Consider the following 14,651-nt stretch of genomic DNA (forward strand, 5'->3'; position numbering starts at 1 on the left):
GCGCCCCCCCCCGCGACCCCGGTGCTCCCGTGCTGGTCTGCCACCACACCCCCCCGATTCCCGGCCCCCCCGGGCGCGCGCGCGCCTGCCAGACCTGGTCGCGCAGGAACGGCGGGTCGGTGAAGCGGATGCCGGTGGCGTCGCGCAGGGCGTTGGCGAAGGCGGGGGCGACCGGGTTGAACGGGCTCTCGCTCATCGACTTGGCGCCGAGCGGGCCGATCGCGTCCGAGGTGGTCGAGAAGTGCACCTCGGTGCGCGGCACGTCGGCGTACGCGGGCAGGCGGTAGCGGCGGAAGGCGGCCGTGGTGACCTCGCCCCGGTCGTCCAGCAGCACCCGTTCGAACAGCGTCGCGCCGAGCGCCTGGGCGACCCCGCCCTCGACCTGCCCGCGGCACTGCATCGGGTTCATCACCCGCCCGGCGTCGGCGCCGTGCACGCTGCGCAGGATCCGGATCTCCCCGGTGTCCGGGTCGACGGCGAGGCGGAACCACTGCGAGTTGAACGCCACCGAGCGCGGCGAGCCGCCCCAGTGCCCGGTGCCGACGAGGTCGACGCCGCGTTCGCGCGCCGCCGCGTGCAGTTCCTTCAGCGGGATGCCGCGCCCGTCGCAGTCGACGGCCTCGGCGCCGAGCCGGACCAGGCTGCGCGGGGTCCGTGCGTACTCGGCGGCGAAGTCGGTCAGCCGTTCGGCGAGCGCGTTCGCGGCCCGCATCACCGCCTTGCCCGCGACCACCGTCCCCGCCGAGCCGAAGGCGCCGGTGTCGTGCCGGACGACGTCGGTGTCGGACTGCCGGATCGCGATCCGGTCGGCGGTGGTGCCGAGCGCGCCCGCAGTGATCTGCTGGTGCACGGTGGTCGTGCCGTTGCCGAACTCGGCGGTCCCCACGGCGACGTCGTAACCGCCGTCCTCCAGCAGGGCGACGGCGGCGTCGGCGAAGTGCCCGCCGGGCGGGCCGGTGGCGATCATCGCCATGGCGAAGCCCTGCCCGACCAGCCAGCCCTCGGGGGCGTCCGCCGCGCTGCGGTCGTTCGCGAGCGCGTCGCGGACGACTTGCAGGCACTGGTCGAGGCCGTAGCTGGCGATGTGCAGGTCCTCCTCCTCGCCGCCGGGGCTGAGCAGGTGCTCGCCGGGGCCGATGACGTTGCGCTCGCGGAACTCCAGCGGGTCGATGCCCAGCCGGCGGGCCAGTTCGTCCATCGCCGACTCCACCGCGAAGGTCACCTGCCCGAGCCCGTAGCCCCGGAAGGCGCCGGCCGGCACGCAGTTGGTGTACACCGAGTACGCCTCGACCTTCTTGTGCGGCACCCGGTAGACGCCCATCGACTCGCCGACGCTGTGGAACATCACCGCCGGGCCGTGGTTTCCGTACGCGCCGGTGTTGGACACCACCCGGAAGCTCAGCGCCGTGAGCGTGCCGTCCGCCTTCGCGCCCGCCTTGACGGTGATCGTGAACGGGTGCCGGGTGGTGGCGCCGTAGAACTGCTCGGCCCGGGTGAACTCCAGCTTCACCGGCCGGCGCAGCCGCAGCGCCGCCAGCACCGCGATGTCCTCGGTCAGCATCTCCTGCTTGCCGCCGAAGCCGCCGCCGACCCGGCCCGCCACCACCCGGACCTCCTCCTCCGGCAGGTCGAACAGGGCGCAGAGCGCGCGCCGGGTGAGGAACGGCACCTGGGTGCTGGAGCGCACCACCAGCCGCTCGCCGGCGCCGTCCTCCCGCTCCTCGAAGGAGACCACGCAGCCGTGCGTCTCCAGGCTGGCGTGCTGCACCCGCTGGGTGCGGAAGGTCTCCTGGTAGACCGCGTCGGCCTCGGCGAAGCCCTGCTCCACGCTGCCGATCTCGCCGTGCACCTCGCCGCACACGTTGTGCTCCGGCCGGGCGATCCGGGCCTGCGGCCCCTTGGCGTGCAGGACCGGCGCGCCGGGCGCCATCGCCTCCTCCGGGTCCAACACGTACGGGAGTTGCTCGTACTCGACGGCGATCCGGCGGCAGCCCTCCTCGGCGGCGGCCTCGCTGTCGGCGACCACCGCGGCGACCCGCTGGCCGACGAAGCGGACGACGTCGTCCAGCAGCCGGGTGTCGTCCGGGTCCTCGGTCGGGTGCTCGTGCCGGGCCGAGGAGTACAGCCGCTCGGGCGCGTCGTGGTGGGTGAACACCGCGTGCACGCCGGGCACCCGCAGGGCGGCCGCGGTGTCGATGGCGACGATCCGGGCGTGCGGGTGCGGGGAGCGCAGCAGCTTCAGGTGCAGCAGCCCCGGCACCTCCACGTCGAAGGTGTAGCGGGCGGCGCCGGTGACGACCTGCGGCCCGGCGGGCGCGCCGAGGCTGCGGCCGACGGCCCGGCCGGCCTCGGGCTCCTCGGTGTGCCGGACGCCGCGGATCGCGTCCTCGATCGCCCGGTAGCCGGTGCAGCGGCACAGGTTGCCCTTCAACGACCTGGGGAGGTCGGCGAGTTGCTCCTCATCCAGGGCACTGGCGGTCATCAGGAAACCGGCCGTGCAGAAGCCGCACTGGAAGCCCTGGGCGTCCAGGAACCGCTGCTGCATCGGGTGCAGTTCGCCGTCCTTGGCCAGGCCCTCCACCGTGGTGACGCACCGCCCCTCGGCGCGCGCCGCCGGGTAGAGGCAGCTGTGCACCGGGGTGCCGTCCACCTGCACGGTGCAGGCGCCGCAGTCGCCGGCGTCGCAGCCCTTCTTCACCCCGAACCAGCCGCGCTCGCGCAGGTAGGTGCGCAGGCACTGGCCCGGGCGGGGCTCGGCGTCGAAGTCCCGTTCGTTGACGCGGATCGAGAAGCTCATGCGGCGGCCTCCTCGGCCAGGCCCGGTCCGGCCGTACTCGGCGCGGCCGACCGGGCGGGGTCCAGTTCGCGGCGGATCTGCTCGGCGAACCGGAAGGTCAGGTGCCGCCGCCAGGCGGGCAGTCCGTGGATGTCGTCGACGTACTCCTCGGGCCGGATGCCGTCCCGGACCGCCTCCTCGACGGCGGCCGCGTTCGACCCCGGCGGGAACCAGAGCCGGATCGGGCGGACGGTGGCGGCGGTGACGGTGATGGTCAGCGAACCGTCCACCGGGTCGAGGGTGCCGATCAGCAGCGCGCCGGAGCGGCCCAGCCCGTACAGCGAGGCCTGGCGGAACGCCGTCCGGGCCGCCAGCGCCCGGCCCGGCAGGGTGATCGAGCGCAGCAGCTCACCCTGCCGCAGGTCCTTGACACCGGCGCCGGTGACGAACTCCGCTACCGGGACGCGGCGTTGCTCCCCCGACGGGGCCCGCAGCAGGCAGACCCCGTCCAGGGCGGCGGTCAGCGAGATCATCGGACCGGCGGGCAGGCCGTTGCACAGGTTGCCGCCGACGGTGGCCATGTTCCAGATCTTCCAGGAGGCCAGGAACGCCCGGCAGCACTGCTCGAACAGCGGCGCCGCCGTCCAGGCGGCGGGCTTGGGGTGGCGGGAGAGCTGGGCGACCGTGCAGGTCGCGGCGATCTCCAGGCCGCCGTCCGGGGTCGGGGTGAGCGGCTCCCAGCCCATCCGGCCGAGGTCGATCAGCCGGCGGATGTGCGGCTGCGGCTCGGAGAACAGGTACGTCCCGCCGCCGAGCCAGGCGTCCCCGGGCCGCCAGGTGCCGCCCCGGCGGGCGTCGCACAGCTCGGCCACCGTGTTCAGATCCATGTCGCTCCATCGCCCCTGGCCGGTCCCGTTCCTTCGGTACGGCGATTGAAGCCGCGGCGACCGGTCGGGCACGAGTGGGCCCGCACACCAGCCGCACCCGGCCCCACCTGGTCGATCGTCCAACAGCGGGCCCTCCCACCCGCATCAACTTCGACAAGGGTGTCGAAGTTGGCGTGAGGGCCGGGCTATGCTGTCCCGAAGTCCGAGGATGACCCCCCTTGCCCCGTCGACGAACGCACCAGCATGGCGCGCCCGACCGGAAGGAGGCGAGACGCATGGACAGCAGCAGTGCGGGCCGCACCACCCGCCCCCACCCCCGCATGCCCCGGTCCGCCTCCGGCAGACGGTGAGCACGGTCGAGACGGTGAACACACCCGTCGCACAGGCTTTCTGACGTCACGTCAAGTTTTCCTGACGCCACGTCACCCACGTCGGCTCTGCCGCCACCGCCGTCCACGGCCCCTTCACCCGCCCCGGTCTTCCCCGCCGAGGAGAGGTATCCCATGACGACGTCCCGGCCCTACCCGCGCCCCGCCGAAGCCGCGGTGCTGCTCACCGTCCTCGCCCTCCTCGTCGCCGAGGAACTCGCCCTCGGCCTGGCAGAGGAGGAGGACCGCCCGGTCATCAACGCCATCCTGATCGGCGCCTCAGGCTCCGGCCTCCTGGCGGTCGGCGCGGTGCTGCTCGGGCGCTGGCTCGACACCCGCCGCCCGCTCCCGTTACCCCCGCCCGGCCCCAACGGCCGCGAGTACAGCGCCCGCGCCCTCGAAGACTTCCCGATGGACGCCGTGCGCCCGCTCCTGCTCGCCCACCAGGCCCCGCAGCTGGGCCAGTTGTACTCCGCCTGGATGCTCGCCCGGGCCGGCCGACCGGCCCCGTGGATCGCCCGCCGACTCGGCATCCCGCTCGACGCCGCCCACCTCCTCGTCGACGCCGCCCGCACCCGCCACGACTGAGCCTGCGGCGTCAGCGGCGCCGACCGGGCGCCCCCGCGCCCGCCTGCGCCAGCAGGAACGGCACCAGCCCGCGCTCCGCCAGCGCCGACCGCCAGGCGTCCCGCGCCAGCCCCAGCTCCCCCAGGACGCCGGCCTCCCCGCCGGACTCCGCCGACCTCGACCGCGAGGCCGCGCCCAACAGCCCCAGCCCGCCCACCAGCAGGCTCACCGCGGCCACCCCGGCCGCCACCCACCCGGCACCCACCAGCGCGTGCCCCAGCACCTCGGCGTCGTCCGCCAGCCCCAGCGCGTACCCGAGCAGCAGGAGGATCGCGGCCGCCACCCCGGCGATGATCGGCACGATCACCCCCAGCACCCCCCACCACCCGGACACCCGCTGCCGCCCCGGCTCGTCCACCGGCAGCCGCGCCACCGCGTCCTGGTCCGCCCGCAGCGCCGCGTACCGCTCGTACTCGGGCGCCGCCGCCGCCAGCACGAACTCCGCGTTCTCCCGGGCGCACCGCCGCAACCGCTCCACCCCCGGCCCCTCGTCCCCCACGGCCCGCAGGGCCGCCCGCACCTGCGACCCGGCCAGCGCCCTCCCCAGCTCCGTCTCGAAATCGGCCCGATCCTGCTGCGGCAGTCGAAGCGGCCTGTCCATGCCGTGCCCCCGTTCGCTGTTCTCCATGTTCTACAGAACTGTAGAACATGGCAGCGGATAGCAGCAGCCCCGTTCACCTGTGGGCTTGCGATTCAGGAGCAGCCGCACCCGGCACCCGCGCGGCCGACGGACCGGTCGGCTCAGGACACCGTCAGGATCCCCCGCATGAAGTGGTGGAGGGTGCACAGGTACGAGGAGGCGCCCGGCCGGGCCGGCGCGGTGAAGGTCGCGGACGCGCCCGGGGCGATGGTGCCGGTGTCGAAACTGCGGTCCTGGGCGGTGAGGGTGTGGTCGACGGTGTCGGCGTTGCGGACCGTGACGACGGCGCCCGGGCGGACGGTGAAGTTCGCCGGCTCGAACACGAAGTCCCTGATGGCCACCGCCCCCGGGGCGGGAGCGGTGGCCGAGGACGGCGAGGCGGCCGGGGCAGCCGGAGTCGCCGGAGCGGACCCGCTCGGCCCCGGACCTGAGGTCGGGCCTGAAGCCGAGCCCGAATCCGGGCCTGCGTCCTGGCCTGCGTCCGGGCCGCCCACGCTGACGGAGCAGGCGGCGAGGGCGGCGCCGAGGAGCACGGCGGCCACGGCCCGGGCCCGCGACCGCATCAGGAACTGAAGAGCGGGACCCGCCTGGCGTCCGAGGACGCGGGCGGGGTGGCGCCGAGGTCGGAGACCGTGGCGATCAGGACGGCGTCCGCGCCCGGGATCCAGTTGACCGTCTTGGACTGGACGACGAGCTGCCGCTGCCGCGCCGTCCCGTCGCAGATCACGTCCGCCTCGGCCGTCCGGCTGGAGCCGAAGGCCGTCGAGGAGGTGTCCTCCGGGTCCCGCTGCTCGACCGAGACGGTGAGCGACCGGGCCTCCTCCGCGACCCCGCAGACGTACTCGACGTCGACCCGGACCCGGCCGGGGACCTTCGAGTCGATCCGGGCCTCACCGAGAGTGACGCCCGTGGGGGCCGCGTCCCCGTCCCGCACCCGGGCCGGAGCGGCCGCCGAAGCCGCGGCCGGCGCCGGGTCGGCGGCCAGGGCCGGTACCGTGAGCCCGCCGAGGGCCGTGGTGAGGGCCGTCACAATGATCCACCGCTGCACTGCCAACCTCCCATAACTGAAACCGTGTTGCGGCCGACGCTAACCGCCCCGCCAGTGGCCCGCGCGCCGGGGCGGGCACCCGTCGCACGGACAGCCCAGCCACGACGGCGACCCGCCGCCCGACGGCCCAGCGGCGGCGGTGACCCGGCATCGCCAACGGCCCAACCCGCCGCCCGACCGACCGTCACACCGGACCGGCCCGCCGCGACGACCCTCCGTCACCGCGCGGCCCACATGGACCAGCGCCCGCTCGGCCGCCCTCCCCAGGGCCGCCTGAACGGACGAAGGGCCCGCCGCGCGGTACGCGCGACGGGCCCGGGGTGGCGCAGTGTTCGGGGTTCAGGCCACGGCGAGCTCAGGACACGGCGAGCTCACGGCACGGCGAACTCAGGGCACGCTCAGGACGCGGCGAGCCAGGCGGCCGGGCCGCCGACCTGGGTCCAGTTGGTGCCGCCCAGCCACTTGAAGACGCCGCTGCGGTCCGGGCTGAGCCCGTACACGGTGCCGGCGCCGTCGATGCTGAACTCCGCGCCGGGGCCGCCGATCCGCGACCAGCTGTTGGGCGCCCCGCCGTAGCGGAAGACGTCACCGCTGGTCGGGTCGGTGGCCAGCAGGGTACGGCCGCCGCCGGCCACGATGGTGCCGGCCGGGCCGCCGACCTGGGCCCAGGTGGCGCCGCCCTGCCACTGGAACACGCCACCGCGGTCCGGGGTGAGCCCGTACACACCGCCCGCGTCGTCGACGGCGAACTGGGCGCCGGGGCCGCCGATCCGCGACCAGCTGTTGGGCGCCCCGCCGTAGCGGAAGACGTCACCGCTGGTGGGGTTGGTGGCGATCAGGGTGTTGCCGCCGGCGACGATGCTGCCGGCCGGACCCCCGATCTGGGTCCAGGTGGTACCGCCCTGCCACTGGTACACGCCGCTGCGGTCCGGGCTGAGCCCGAAGACGTGGCCGCCGCCGTCCACGGCGAACTGGGCACCCGGACCACCGATCCTCGTCCAGCTGTTGGGGCTCCAGTTGTACACGTAGAGGTCGCCGGTGGCCGGGCTGGTGGCGACCAGACCGCCACCGCCGGAGACGATGGTGGCGGCCGGGCCGCCGACCTGGGTCCAGGTGGCGCCGTTCCAGTTGAAGACGGCGCCGCGATCGGGGGCGAGCGCGAAGAGGGCGGTCGAGACCGCGATCGGGGCACTCGGCCGCGCGACGGACGCGGCCGCGCTCACCGGTGCGAGTGCGACGGCGGACGCGGTGGTGGCCTGGGCCGGGACCGCCAGCAGCGGGGCGGCTCCGAAGGCGAGCGCCAGGCCGGTGAGGAGGGGTTTGCGGGTCGTGGCACGGAGGTGCATCGCTTCCGACCTTCTGATGGTTTGGGAGTGCGAGTGGCACGTGCTGTTGATCCGAGCGGCTGATCCGAACTGCCTGCAATAGACATGGACATGCCATACGCCAGTCTTGCCTACTGCTCCACGGCCTGTCCTACGACGAACTGCGGATTGTCCGCCGCACCCGGGTGCGGTACAAGGCACCCCCGGGCCCGCCGCGCCCTCCACGCGGCGGGCCCTGCAAGGACGCGAGGCGCTACCGGCGCCCGGCGCCGACCTCGGAGCCGGTGCGCTCGCCCTCGCCCTGGTCCTCGCCCTGGTCCTCGTTCCGGTCGTCGCGCCGGTCGTCGTTCCGGTCCCGGTCGCCCCAGCCGTCGCTGCGGTCGCGGTACAGGGTGAAGCGGTCGAAGAGCACCGGCGTCGGGAACGGGTTGGCCGCGGTGGCGGACGGGGAGTGGTAGTAGCTGACGGTGATGGTGGTGCGGCCGCCCGGCACCGGCCCGGGGTCGACGTCGAAGACCGCGACGCCGTACGGGAAGGCGGTGTCCGGGTCGGTGACCGCGGACCAGTGGGCCTGCTCCTTCGCGTCCGGGTCGGCCTTGAAGGTGAGCCGCTGGGTGCGCACGGAGGCCTGGCGGACGCCGTCCGCGTCGGCGGGCAGGTAGACGTCGTCGTGGCCGGCGGTGCCGCCGCCGCCGAGGATCAGGTGGACGGTGCCCTGCGAGGTGTCGATCCGACGCAGGTCGTCGTCGGCGACGGCCGGGGTGAGCAGGCCGCCCGGCTCGGTGCCGCGGACGGGGTGGGTGCGCTCGTAGTCGTGGTCGTGCCCGGCCAGGACGAGGTCGACGGAGTAACGGTCGAGCAGCGGCAGCAGCTTCTCGCGGATGCCCATGTCGCCGCCGTGGCTGGCGGCCGAGGAGGACATCGCGAACTGGTGCAGGTTGACGACGACCCAGTCCACCGCGCGGCCGCGCCGGGCGCGCGCCAAGGTGCGTTCCAGCCAGCGGAGTTGGGCGCCCTCGCTGTAGTCGCTGATGTAGATGGACTGGCCGGTGGCCGGGTCGAGGCTGGCGTCGTCCTCGACGGCGATCTCGTTGCCGTCGAGGCTCACGAACAGCACCGAACCGACCTGGAAGCTGTACCAGTTGCCGCAGTAGTCGCGGGTGCCGTTGTCGGGCAGTTCGAAGCGCGTCAGATAGGAGGCGTAGCCGAGGTCCCCGCCGCCGGCCTCGACCTCGTGGTTGCCGGGCGCGGGCATCCAGGGCCGGCCGGCGGCCGACTTGGCGAGGTTGTTCATGAACGCGTTCCAGCACTGCGGCTGGCGCTGCGGGTTGTTGTTGGCGTACGCGAGGTCGCCGTTGAGCAGGTGGAACAGCGGCGCGAACTGCTCGACCTGGCGGACGGCGGCGGCGCCGTGGATCGAGGACTTGCTGAACACGTTGTCGCCGGTGCCGAGATCGCCGAAGCTGGTGAAACGGAACGCGGCCCGGCCGCGCGCGGGCGCGGTGCGGAAGGTGCCGCGCACCGGGCCGGAGCCGTCGTGCAGCACCTCGTAGACGTACGTGGTGTCGGGCCGCAGGCCGTCCAGGCGGACGTGGTGGGTGTACGTCTCGACCTTGTTGAGCCCGTCGACGTAGGTGCGGGTCTCGGCGTCCACGGTGTGGCCGGCGCCGCCGCGCGGGGTGCCGATCCGCACCCGGGGGCGGCGCACGGTGGCGGCCGTCGCCCAGGAGACGGTCATCTCGCGGGACGGCTCGTTGCCCCACTGGAGGTGGATCTGCTCCGGTCCGGGGGTGCCCGCCAGGGCCGGCTGCGTCCAGAGGAGGGTGGACGCGGGCAGCGCGGCCAGCGCACCGGCCGCGGTACCCGTCCGAAGGACCGTTCTGCGCGAGGGATGTGACACTGTCGCCTCCAAGGCTCCGGGAAACGCCCAGGAGAGTCCCAGCCGAACCGGGCGCCCGGGCCACCGGCGAAGGTTCTTCCGGCGAACGCCAGTTGAACGCCGGATCGGATCGGGCGGCGATCAACCGTGACACCGGTCAGGCCGGTCACACCAGTTACACCGGTTACACCGGTTACGCCTGTCACACCGGTTACGCCGGGAGGATTACCGATCCCTGACGGCCGGTCCGTCCACGCCCGATCCGCCGCCCCGCGCGGCTAGCGTCGGCGGCATGGAGATTCTGGTCACCGGCGGAGCCGGGTTCATCGGGTCGGCCGTGGTCCGCGCGCTGGTCGCGGCCGGGCACGGGGTGCGGGTGCTGGACGCACTGCTGCCCGCCGTCCACCCCCCGGGGCGGGCCCCCGAACTGCCCGGGGGCGTGGCCTTCGAGCAGGGGGACGTCCGGGACGCCGCCGCCGTGCAGCGGGCGCTGGCCGGGGTGGACGCGGTCTGCCACCAGGCGGCGATGGTCGGCCTCGGGCTGGACCTCGACGACGCCCCCGCCTACGCGGGCTGCAACGACCTCGGCACGGCCGTCCTGCTCGCCGCGATGGCCCGCAGCGGCGTCCGCCGCCTCGTCCTGGCCGGCTCGATGGTGGTGTACGGGGAGGGCCGCTACCGCTGCCCCGCGCACGGCGACGTCGCCCCGGGCCCGCGCCGCCCGGCCGACCTGGAGGCCGGGCGCTTCGAACCGCCCTGCCCGGCCTGCGGCCGCGCCCTGAGCCCCGGCCTGGTCGCCGAGGACGCCCCGGCCGACCCGCGCAGCGTGTACGCGGCCACCAAGCTCGCCCAGGAGCACCTGGCCTCCGTGTGGGCCCGGGCCTGCCAGGGCGCCGTCCTGACGCTCCGCTACCACAACGTGTACGGGCCGGACATGCCGCGCGACACCCCGTACGCGGGGGTCGCCTCGCTGTTCCGCTCGGCGCTGGCCCGGGGCGAGGCCCCCCGGGTGTTCGAGGACGGCGGCCAGCGCCGGGACTTCGTCCACGTCGAGGACGTCGCCGCGGCCAACCTCGCCGCGCTGGAGGCCCTTGCCGCCCGCGCGCCGGGCAGCTCCCGCGCCTACAACGTGGGCAGCGGCGAGGTCCGCACGATCGGCGAGCTGGCCGGGGCGCTGGCGGCGGCGTACGGCGGCCCGGCACCGCTGGTGACCGCCGAGTACCGCCTGGGCGACGTCCGGCACATCACCGCCGACTCCTCCCGGCTGCGCGCCGAACTCGGCTGGCGCCCGCAGGTGCCGTTCCCCGCCGGGATGGCCGAGTTCGCGGCGGCGCCGCGGTCCGGCGCCGCACCTGACTGCCCGTCCGATGTCGGCCGGAACTCGCCGGTGAAGAGCGGAGGATGGGGCTAGCCTGGCGGCATGGTTGCAAACTACAAGGGAGATGTGGCCGTGAACGACCAGGAATTCGTCAGCGCACCCGCCCTGATCCTCCGGTCCCTCTCCGCCGACCCCGGCCGGCGGGCCATCGTCACCGCCGACGGCGTCGAGATCACCGCCGGCGACTTCGCCGCCGCCACCTACCGCCTCGCCCACGAGCTCATCGCCCGGGGCGTCACCCGCGGGGACACCGTCACCCTCCTCACCGGCAACACCGCCGAGGCACTCGGCGCCCGCTACGCCGCGGGCCTCGCAGGTGCGCGGGTGGTCACCCTGTACGACGGCATGAGCACCCCCGTCCTGGCCGAGGTCGCGGCAAGCGTCGACGCCGCCGTCCTCCTCGTGGACGCCGAACGATACACGGAGGCCGCCGAGTTGCTGCCCCTGATCGACGTGCCGACCGTCCTGCGCCTCGGCGCCGGACCGGCGGCCGTCGGCGAGGACGTGATCGCCGCCGCCGCGAACCGCCCCGCCGAGCCGCCCGCCGTCCGGATCGGCCCGGACGACGACCTCGGCATCCGCCACACCGGCGGTACCACCGGAATCCCGAAGGGCATCGTCAGCCTGCACGGCCCCTACCGCGGCGTCTTCGACACCTCGTTCGGCTCCGCCGGCACGGCCGACGAGGCGCCCCGCTTCCTCGCCGCCACCTCGCTCGCCCACCTCGCCGGGATCTTCTCCGACCTGACGCTCCACCACGGCGGCACGGTGGTCCTCCAGCGCACCTTCGACCCCGGCGAGGTCCTGGCCGCCGTCGAGCGCGAGCGCATCACCAGCCTCTGGGCGCTGCCGCCGCTGCTCTACCAGCTGCTCGACCACCCGGCGATCGGCCGCACCGACCTGTCCAGCCTCCGGCAGATCATGTACGGGGGCTGCGCCGCCTCGCCCACCCGGATCCGCGAGGCGCTCAAGGTGTTCGGGCCGGTCCTGGTAGGCATCTACGGGATGTCCGAGGCGCAGCTGATCTCCTTCCTCACCCCGGAGGGGCACGACCGGATCGCGCAGGGCGGCCAGGTCTCGGTCGGCCGGCCCCTCCCGGGCGTCGACGTGGAGATCCGCGCCGAGGACGGCACCGGGCTGCCGACCGGAGAGCAGGGCGAGGTCCACATCCGATCGGCCGGACTCATGGCCGGGTACTGGAAGCGGCCCGACCTGACCGCCGAGGTGCTGCGCGACGGCTGGCTGAACTCCGGCGACGTCGGCTACTTCGACGCGGACGGCTACCTCTACCTGGCCGACCGGGTCAAGGACCTGATCATCGTGGTCGGCGGGCACGTCTACCCGTCCGAGGTGGAGGACCTCCTCCTCACCCACCCGGCGATCGCCCGCTGCGCGGTCTTCGGCGTGCGCGACGCGCAGGAGGCGGAGCACGTCCACGTCGCCGTCGTTCCCGCTCCGGGGCAGCAGCCCGAGTTGGCGGACGTCCAGGCGTTCGTCACGGCCCGCAAGGGGCGGATCTACGCGCCGGAGGCCCTGCACCTCGTGGACGAGATCCCGCTGACGTCGGTCGGCAAGCCGGACAAGAAGCGGCTGCGCGAGGCCGTGGCCGAGTAGGCCGAGTAGGCCGCGCGCTCGAAAGGCGGACCCCGGGACCTGCCTCGTCATTCCCTCCGGGCGCGCGGCGCGGGCAGGGCGATCTCGAAGCAGCAGCCCCCGGCGACGTTGCGCACCTCCGCCCGCCCGGCGTGCGCCTCGACGATGCCGCGCACGATGGCGAGCCCGAGCCCGGCACCGCTCTCGCCGGGCTCGCCGGCGGCCCGGCCGTCGTCGCGGCGCGGCGTGCGGGCGGAGCCGCCGCGCCAGCCCGTCTCGAACACCCGGGGCAGGTCCTGTTCCGGGATGCCGCCGCAGCCGTCGGTCACCGACAGCACCACCTCGTCGGCCTCCCGCCGGGCGGCGACGGCCACCACGCCGTCCGCGGGGGTCGAGCGGATCGCGTTGACCAGCAGGTTGCCGAGCACCCGGGTGATCTCCCCGCTGTCCACCTCGACCGGCTCGGCCGCCGCCGGCTCGTCGGCCACCTGCCGCCCCTCCAACCGGACGCCGCGCCGCCGGGCCAGCGGGTACGCCCCGGCGAGCGCGTCGTCCACCAGGTCGTACACCGAGACCCTGGTGAGCGAGAGGGCGAGCGCGCCCGCCTGGATCCGGGAGAGCTCGAACAGGTCGTCCACCATGCCGGTGAGCCGTTCGACCTCGGTGCCGATCCGCACCAGGTAGCGGTCGGGGTCCTCGGCGACGCCGTCCTCCAGCGCCTCGGCCATCGCCCGCAGGCCGGCCAGCGGGGTGCGCAGGTCGTGCGAGATCCACGCGACCAGCTCCCGGCGGGAGTGCTCCAGGGCCTGCTCGCGCGCCCTGGACTCCGCCAGCCGGGCACTGGTGGCGGCCAACTCCTCGCTCAGCGCGGCGAGTTCCGCGCCGAGCGGATGGTCGGGCGCGGTGAAACCGGCGTCGCTGCCGACCGTCCGGACGGCCTCGGTCAGCGCCCGGCTGCCGGCCACCACCTGGCGGCCGAGCAGCGCGGCGGTGAGCAGCGAGACGACGGCGGCCATGCCGAGCACCGTGATGACCACGCCGAGGTCGTGGGTGGACAGGAACATCGCCTGCGCCACGGCGAACGTCCCGGACGTCACCGCGAGGACGGTCACGACCGCCACGCAGAACAGGGACAGGGCGACGGAGCGGCGGCGCAGCAGCCGGATCGCCGCCCAGCCGAGCAGGCCGGCTCCGCCCGCGCCGAGGGCGGCGAACAGGGCGATCAGCAGCAGGTCCTTCACGCCGCACCGTCCTGCGGGCGGACCCGGTCGCGGGGAGCCGGATCGTGAGGCGCCGGATCGTAGCGGTAGCCGACGCCCCAGACGGTGCTGATCAGGGCGGGCACGGCCGGGTCGTCCTCGATCTTCTCGCGCAGCCGCCGGACGTGGACGGTGACGGTGGAGAGGTCGCCGAAGTCCCAGCCCCAGACCCGCCGCATCAGGCTCTGCCGGGAGAACACCGTGCCGGGGTGCCGGAGCAGGAACGCCAGCAGGTCGAACTCCCGTAGGGTGAGGGCGAGTTCACGCGCGCCCCGGTGGGCGCGGCGGGCCTTCGGGTCGAGCGTGACGTCCCCCGAGCGCAGCACCCCGCCGACCGGCCCGTCGGCCGTCCCGTCACCCGGCCCGTCGGCGGTCCCGCTCCCCGCCCGGGCGCGGCGCAGCACCGACTGCACCCGCAGCACCAGTTCGCGCGGGCTGAACGGCTTGGTGACGTAGTCGTCCGCGCCCAGCTCCAAGCCGAGGATGCGGTCCGCCTCGTCGCCCTTGGCGGTGAGCAGCACCACCGGCAGCGCAGCGCCCCCGGCGGAGGCCCGCAGCCGGCGCAGCACCTCCAGCCCGTCGAGGCCGGGCAGCATGAGGTCCAGCACCAGCAGGTCGGGGCGGGTGCGCTCGGCGAGGTCCAGGCCCAGCGCACCGTCGGCGGCCCGGTCCACGTGGTGCCCGGCGCGGGTGAGGTAACCAGCGACGACCTCGGCCACGGTCGGGTCGTCGTCGATCACCAGGATGTGCGAGGTGTCGTTCACCTCGCCGAGGATAGGAGGCCTCGGCGGCGGACGCGGACGGAAGCGGGCCCGCGTTCGCGTTCCGTAAGATCCGCCGCCCACCCGTCGCCCGCCCCGGCCCGCCCCGG

The 14,651-nt window shown here is 74.7% G+C and carries 12 protein-coding genes; 3 read left to right on the plus strand and 9 right to left on the minus strand.

Features of this window, described 5'->3' with window-relative positions; genetic code table 11:
* Nucleotides 1–2,797, minus strand: a 2,797-nt coding sequence (locus ACFVHI_RS18285) for a molybdopterin-dependent oxidoreductase (protein ID WP_380340519.1), incomplete at its 3' end; no start/stop codon positions are given.
* The gene (locus ACFVHI_RS18290; protein ID WP_380340522.1) at nt 2,794–3,663 is read right to left on the minus strand and encodes an FAD binding domain-containing protein; all 870 of its coding nucleotides are present in this window, start codon (nt 3,661–3,663) and stop codon (nt 2,794–2,796) included. The genes ACFVHI_RS18290 and ACFVHI_RS18285, both read right to left, overlap by 4 nt.
* A gap of 503 nt (nt 3,664–4,166) precedes the next feature.
* Here ACFVHI_RS18290 and ACFVHI_RS18295 point away from each other — a divergent pair.
* A complete protein-coding gene (locus ACFVHI_RS18295; RefSeq protein WP_063346563.1) occupies nt 4,167–4,619 on the plus strand; it encodes a hypothetical protein in 453 nt (150 codons plus the stop codon).
* Between the two features lie 10 nt (nt 4,620–4,629).
* Here ACFVHI_RS18295 and ACFVHI_RS18300 read toward each other — a convergent pair whose 3' ends face one another.
* The 5 genes from ACFVHI_RS18300 to ACFVHI_RS18320 all read right to left on the minus strand — a co-directional run bounded on the left by ACFVHI_RS18300 (nt 4,630) and on the right by ACFVHI_RS18320 (nt 9,571).
* Nucleotides 4,630–5,286, minus strand: a complete 657-nt coding sequence (locus ACFVHI_RS18300; protein WP_380340525.1) for a hypothetical protein — start codon at nt 5,284–5,286, stop codon at nt 4,630–4,632.
* Nucleotides 5,287–5,399: 113 nt separating this feature from the next.
* A complete protein-coding gene (locus ACFVHI_RS18305; protein ID WP_380340528.1) occupies nt 5,400–5,861 on the minus strand; it encodes a cupredoxin domain-containing protein in 462 nt (153 codons plus the stop codon).
* Complete coding sequence (locus ACFVHI_RS18310; protein ID WP_063346566.1) at nt 5,861–6,328, minus strand: hypothetical protein; 468 nt, start codon at nt 6,326–6,328, stop codon at nt 5,861–5,863. The genes ACFVHI_RS18305 and ACFVHI_RS18310 overlap by 1 nt, the downstream gene beginning before the upstream one ends.
* Before the next feature lie 416 nt (nt 6,329–6,744).
* Nucleotides 6,745–7,692 (minus strand): hypothetical protein, encoded by a 948-nt coding sequence (locus ACFVHI_RS18315; protein WP_380340531.1) that lies wholly within the window; start codon nt 7,690–7,692, stop codon nt 6,745–6,747.
* Between the two features lie 232 nt (nt 7,693–7,924).
* The gene (locus tag ACFVHI_RS18320) at nt 7,925–9,571 is read right to left on the minus strand and encodes a metallophosphoesterase family protein (protein WP_063346567.1); all 1,647 of its coding nucleotides are present in this window, start codon (nt 9,569–9,571) and stop codon (nt 7,925–7,927) included.
* A gap of 271 nt (nt 9,572–9,842) precedes the next feature.
* On the opposite strand from ACFVHI_RS18320, the gene ACFVHI_RS18325 reads away from it, so the two are divergent.
* Together ACFVHI_RS18325 and ACFVHI_RS18330 are read left to right on the plus strand one after the other, a co-directional pair.
* Nucleotides 9,843–10,961 carry an NAD-dependent epimerase/dehydratase family protein gene (locus ACFVHI_RS18325; protein ID WP_380340534.1) on the plus strand — a complete coding sequence of 373 codons (1,119 nt, stop codon included), beginning with the start codon at nt 9,843–9,845 and terminating at the stop codon, nt 10,959–10,961.
* Nucleotides 10,962–11,000: 39 nt separating this feature from the next.
* A complete protein-coding gene (locus tag ACFVHI_RS18330; RefSeq protein ID WP_380340537.1) occupies nt 11,001–12,542 on the plus strand; it encodes an AMP-binding protein in 1,542 nt (513 codons plus the stop codon).
* Between the two features lie 47 nt (nt 12,543–12,589).
* Here the strand turns inward: ACFVHI_RS18330 and ACFVHI_RS18335 are convergent, their stop codons facing one another.
* Complete coding sequence (locus tag ACFVHI_RS18335; RefSeq protein WP_363376610.1) at nt 12,590–13,762, minus strand: HAMP domain-containing sensor histidine kinase; 1,173 nt, start codon at nt 13,760–13,762, stop codon at nt 12,590–12,592.
* The gene (locus tag ACFVHI_RS18340; protein ID WP_380340541.1) at nt 13,759–14,544 is read right to left on the minus strand and encodes a response regulator transcription factor; all 786 of its coding nucleotides are present in this window, start codon (nt 14,542–14,544) and stop codon (nt 13,759–13,761) included. Before ACFVHI_RS18340 ends, ACFVHI_RS18335 begins: the two co-directional genes overlap by 4 nt.
* Between the last annotated feature and the right edge of the window lie 107 nt (nt 14,545–14,651).

Source organism: Kitasatospora sp. NPDC127121 (genome assembly GCF_042677305.1).
Classification (GTDB): Bacteria; Actinomycetota; Actinomycetes; order Streptomycetales; family Streptomycetaceae; genus Kitasatospora.

What these genes read in the sequence shown, in the direction of transcription:
- ACFVHI_RS18325 (WP_380340534.1), top strand. Translation starts at nt 9,843, where the DNA reads ATGGAGATTCTGGTCACCGGCGGAGCCGGGTTCATCGGGTCGGCCGTG.
- ACFVHI_RS18290 (WP_380340522.1), bottom strand. Translation starts at nt 3,663, where the DNA reads ATGGATCTGAACACGGTGGCCGAGCTGTGCGACGCCCGCCGGGGCGGC.
- ACFVHI_RS18305 (WP_380340528.1), bottom strand. Translation starts at nt 5,861, where the DNA reads ATGCGGTCGCGGGCCCGGGCCGTGGCCGCCGTGCTCCTCGGCGCCGCC.
- ACFVHI_RS18300 (WP_380340525.1), bottom strand. Translation starts at nt 5,286, where the DNA reads ATGGAGAACAGCGAACGGGGGCACGGCATGGACAGGCCGCTTCGACTG.
- ACFVHI_RS18315 (WP_380340531.1), bottom strand. Translation starts at nt 7,692, where the DNA reads ATGCACCTCCGTGCCACGACCCGCAAACCCCTCCTCACCGGCCTGGCG.
- ACFVHI_RS18295 (WP_063346563.1), top strand. Translation starts at nt 4,167, where the DNA reads ATGACGACGTCCCGGCCCTACCCGCGCCCCGCCGAAGCCGCGGTGCTG.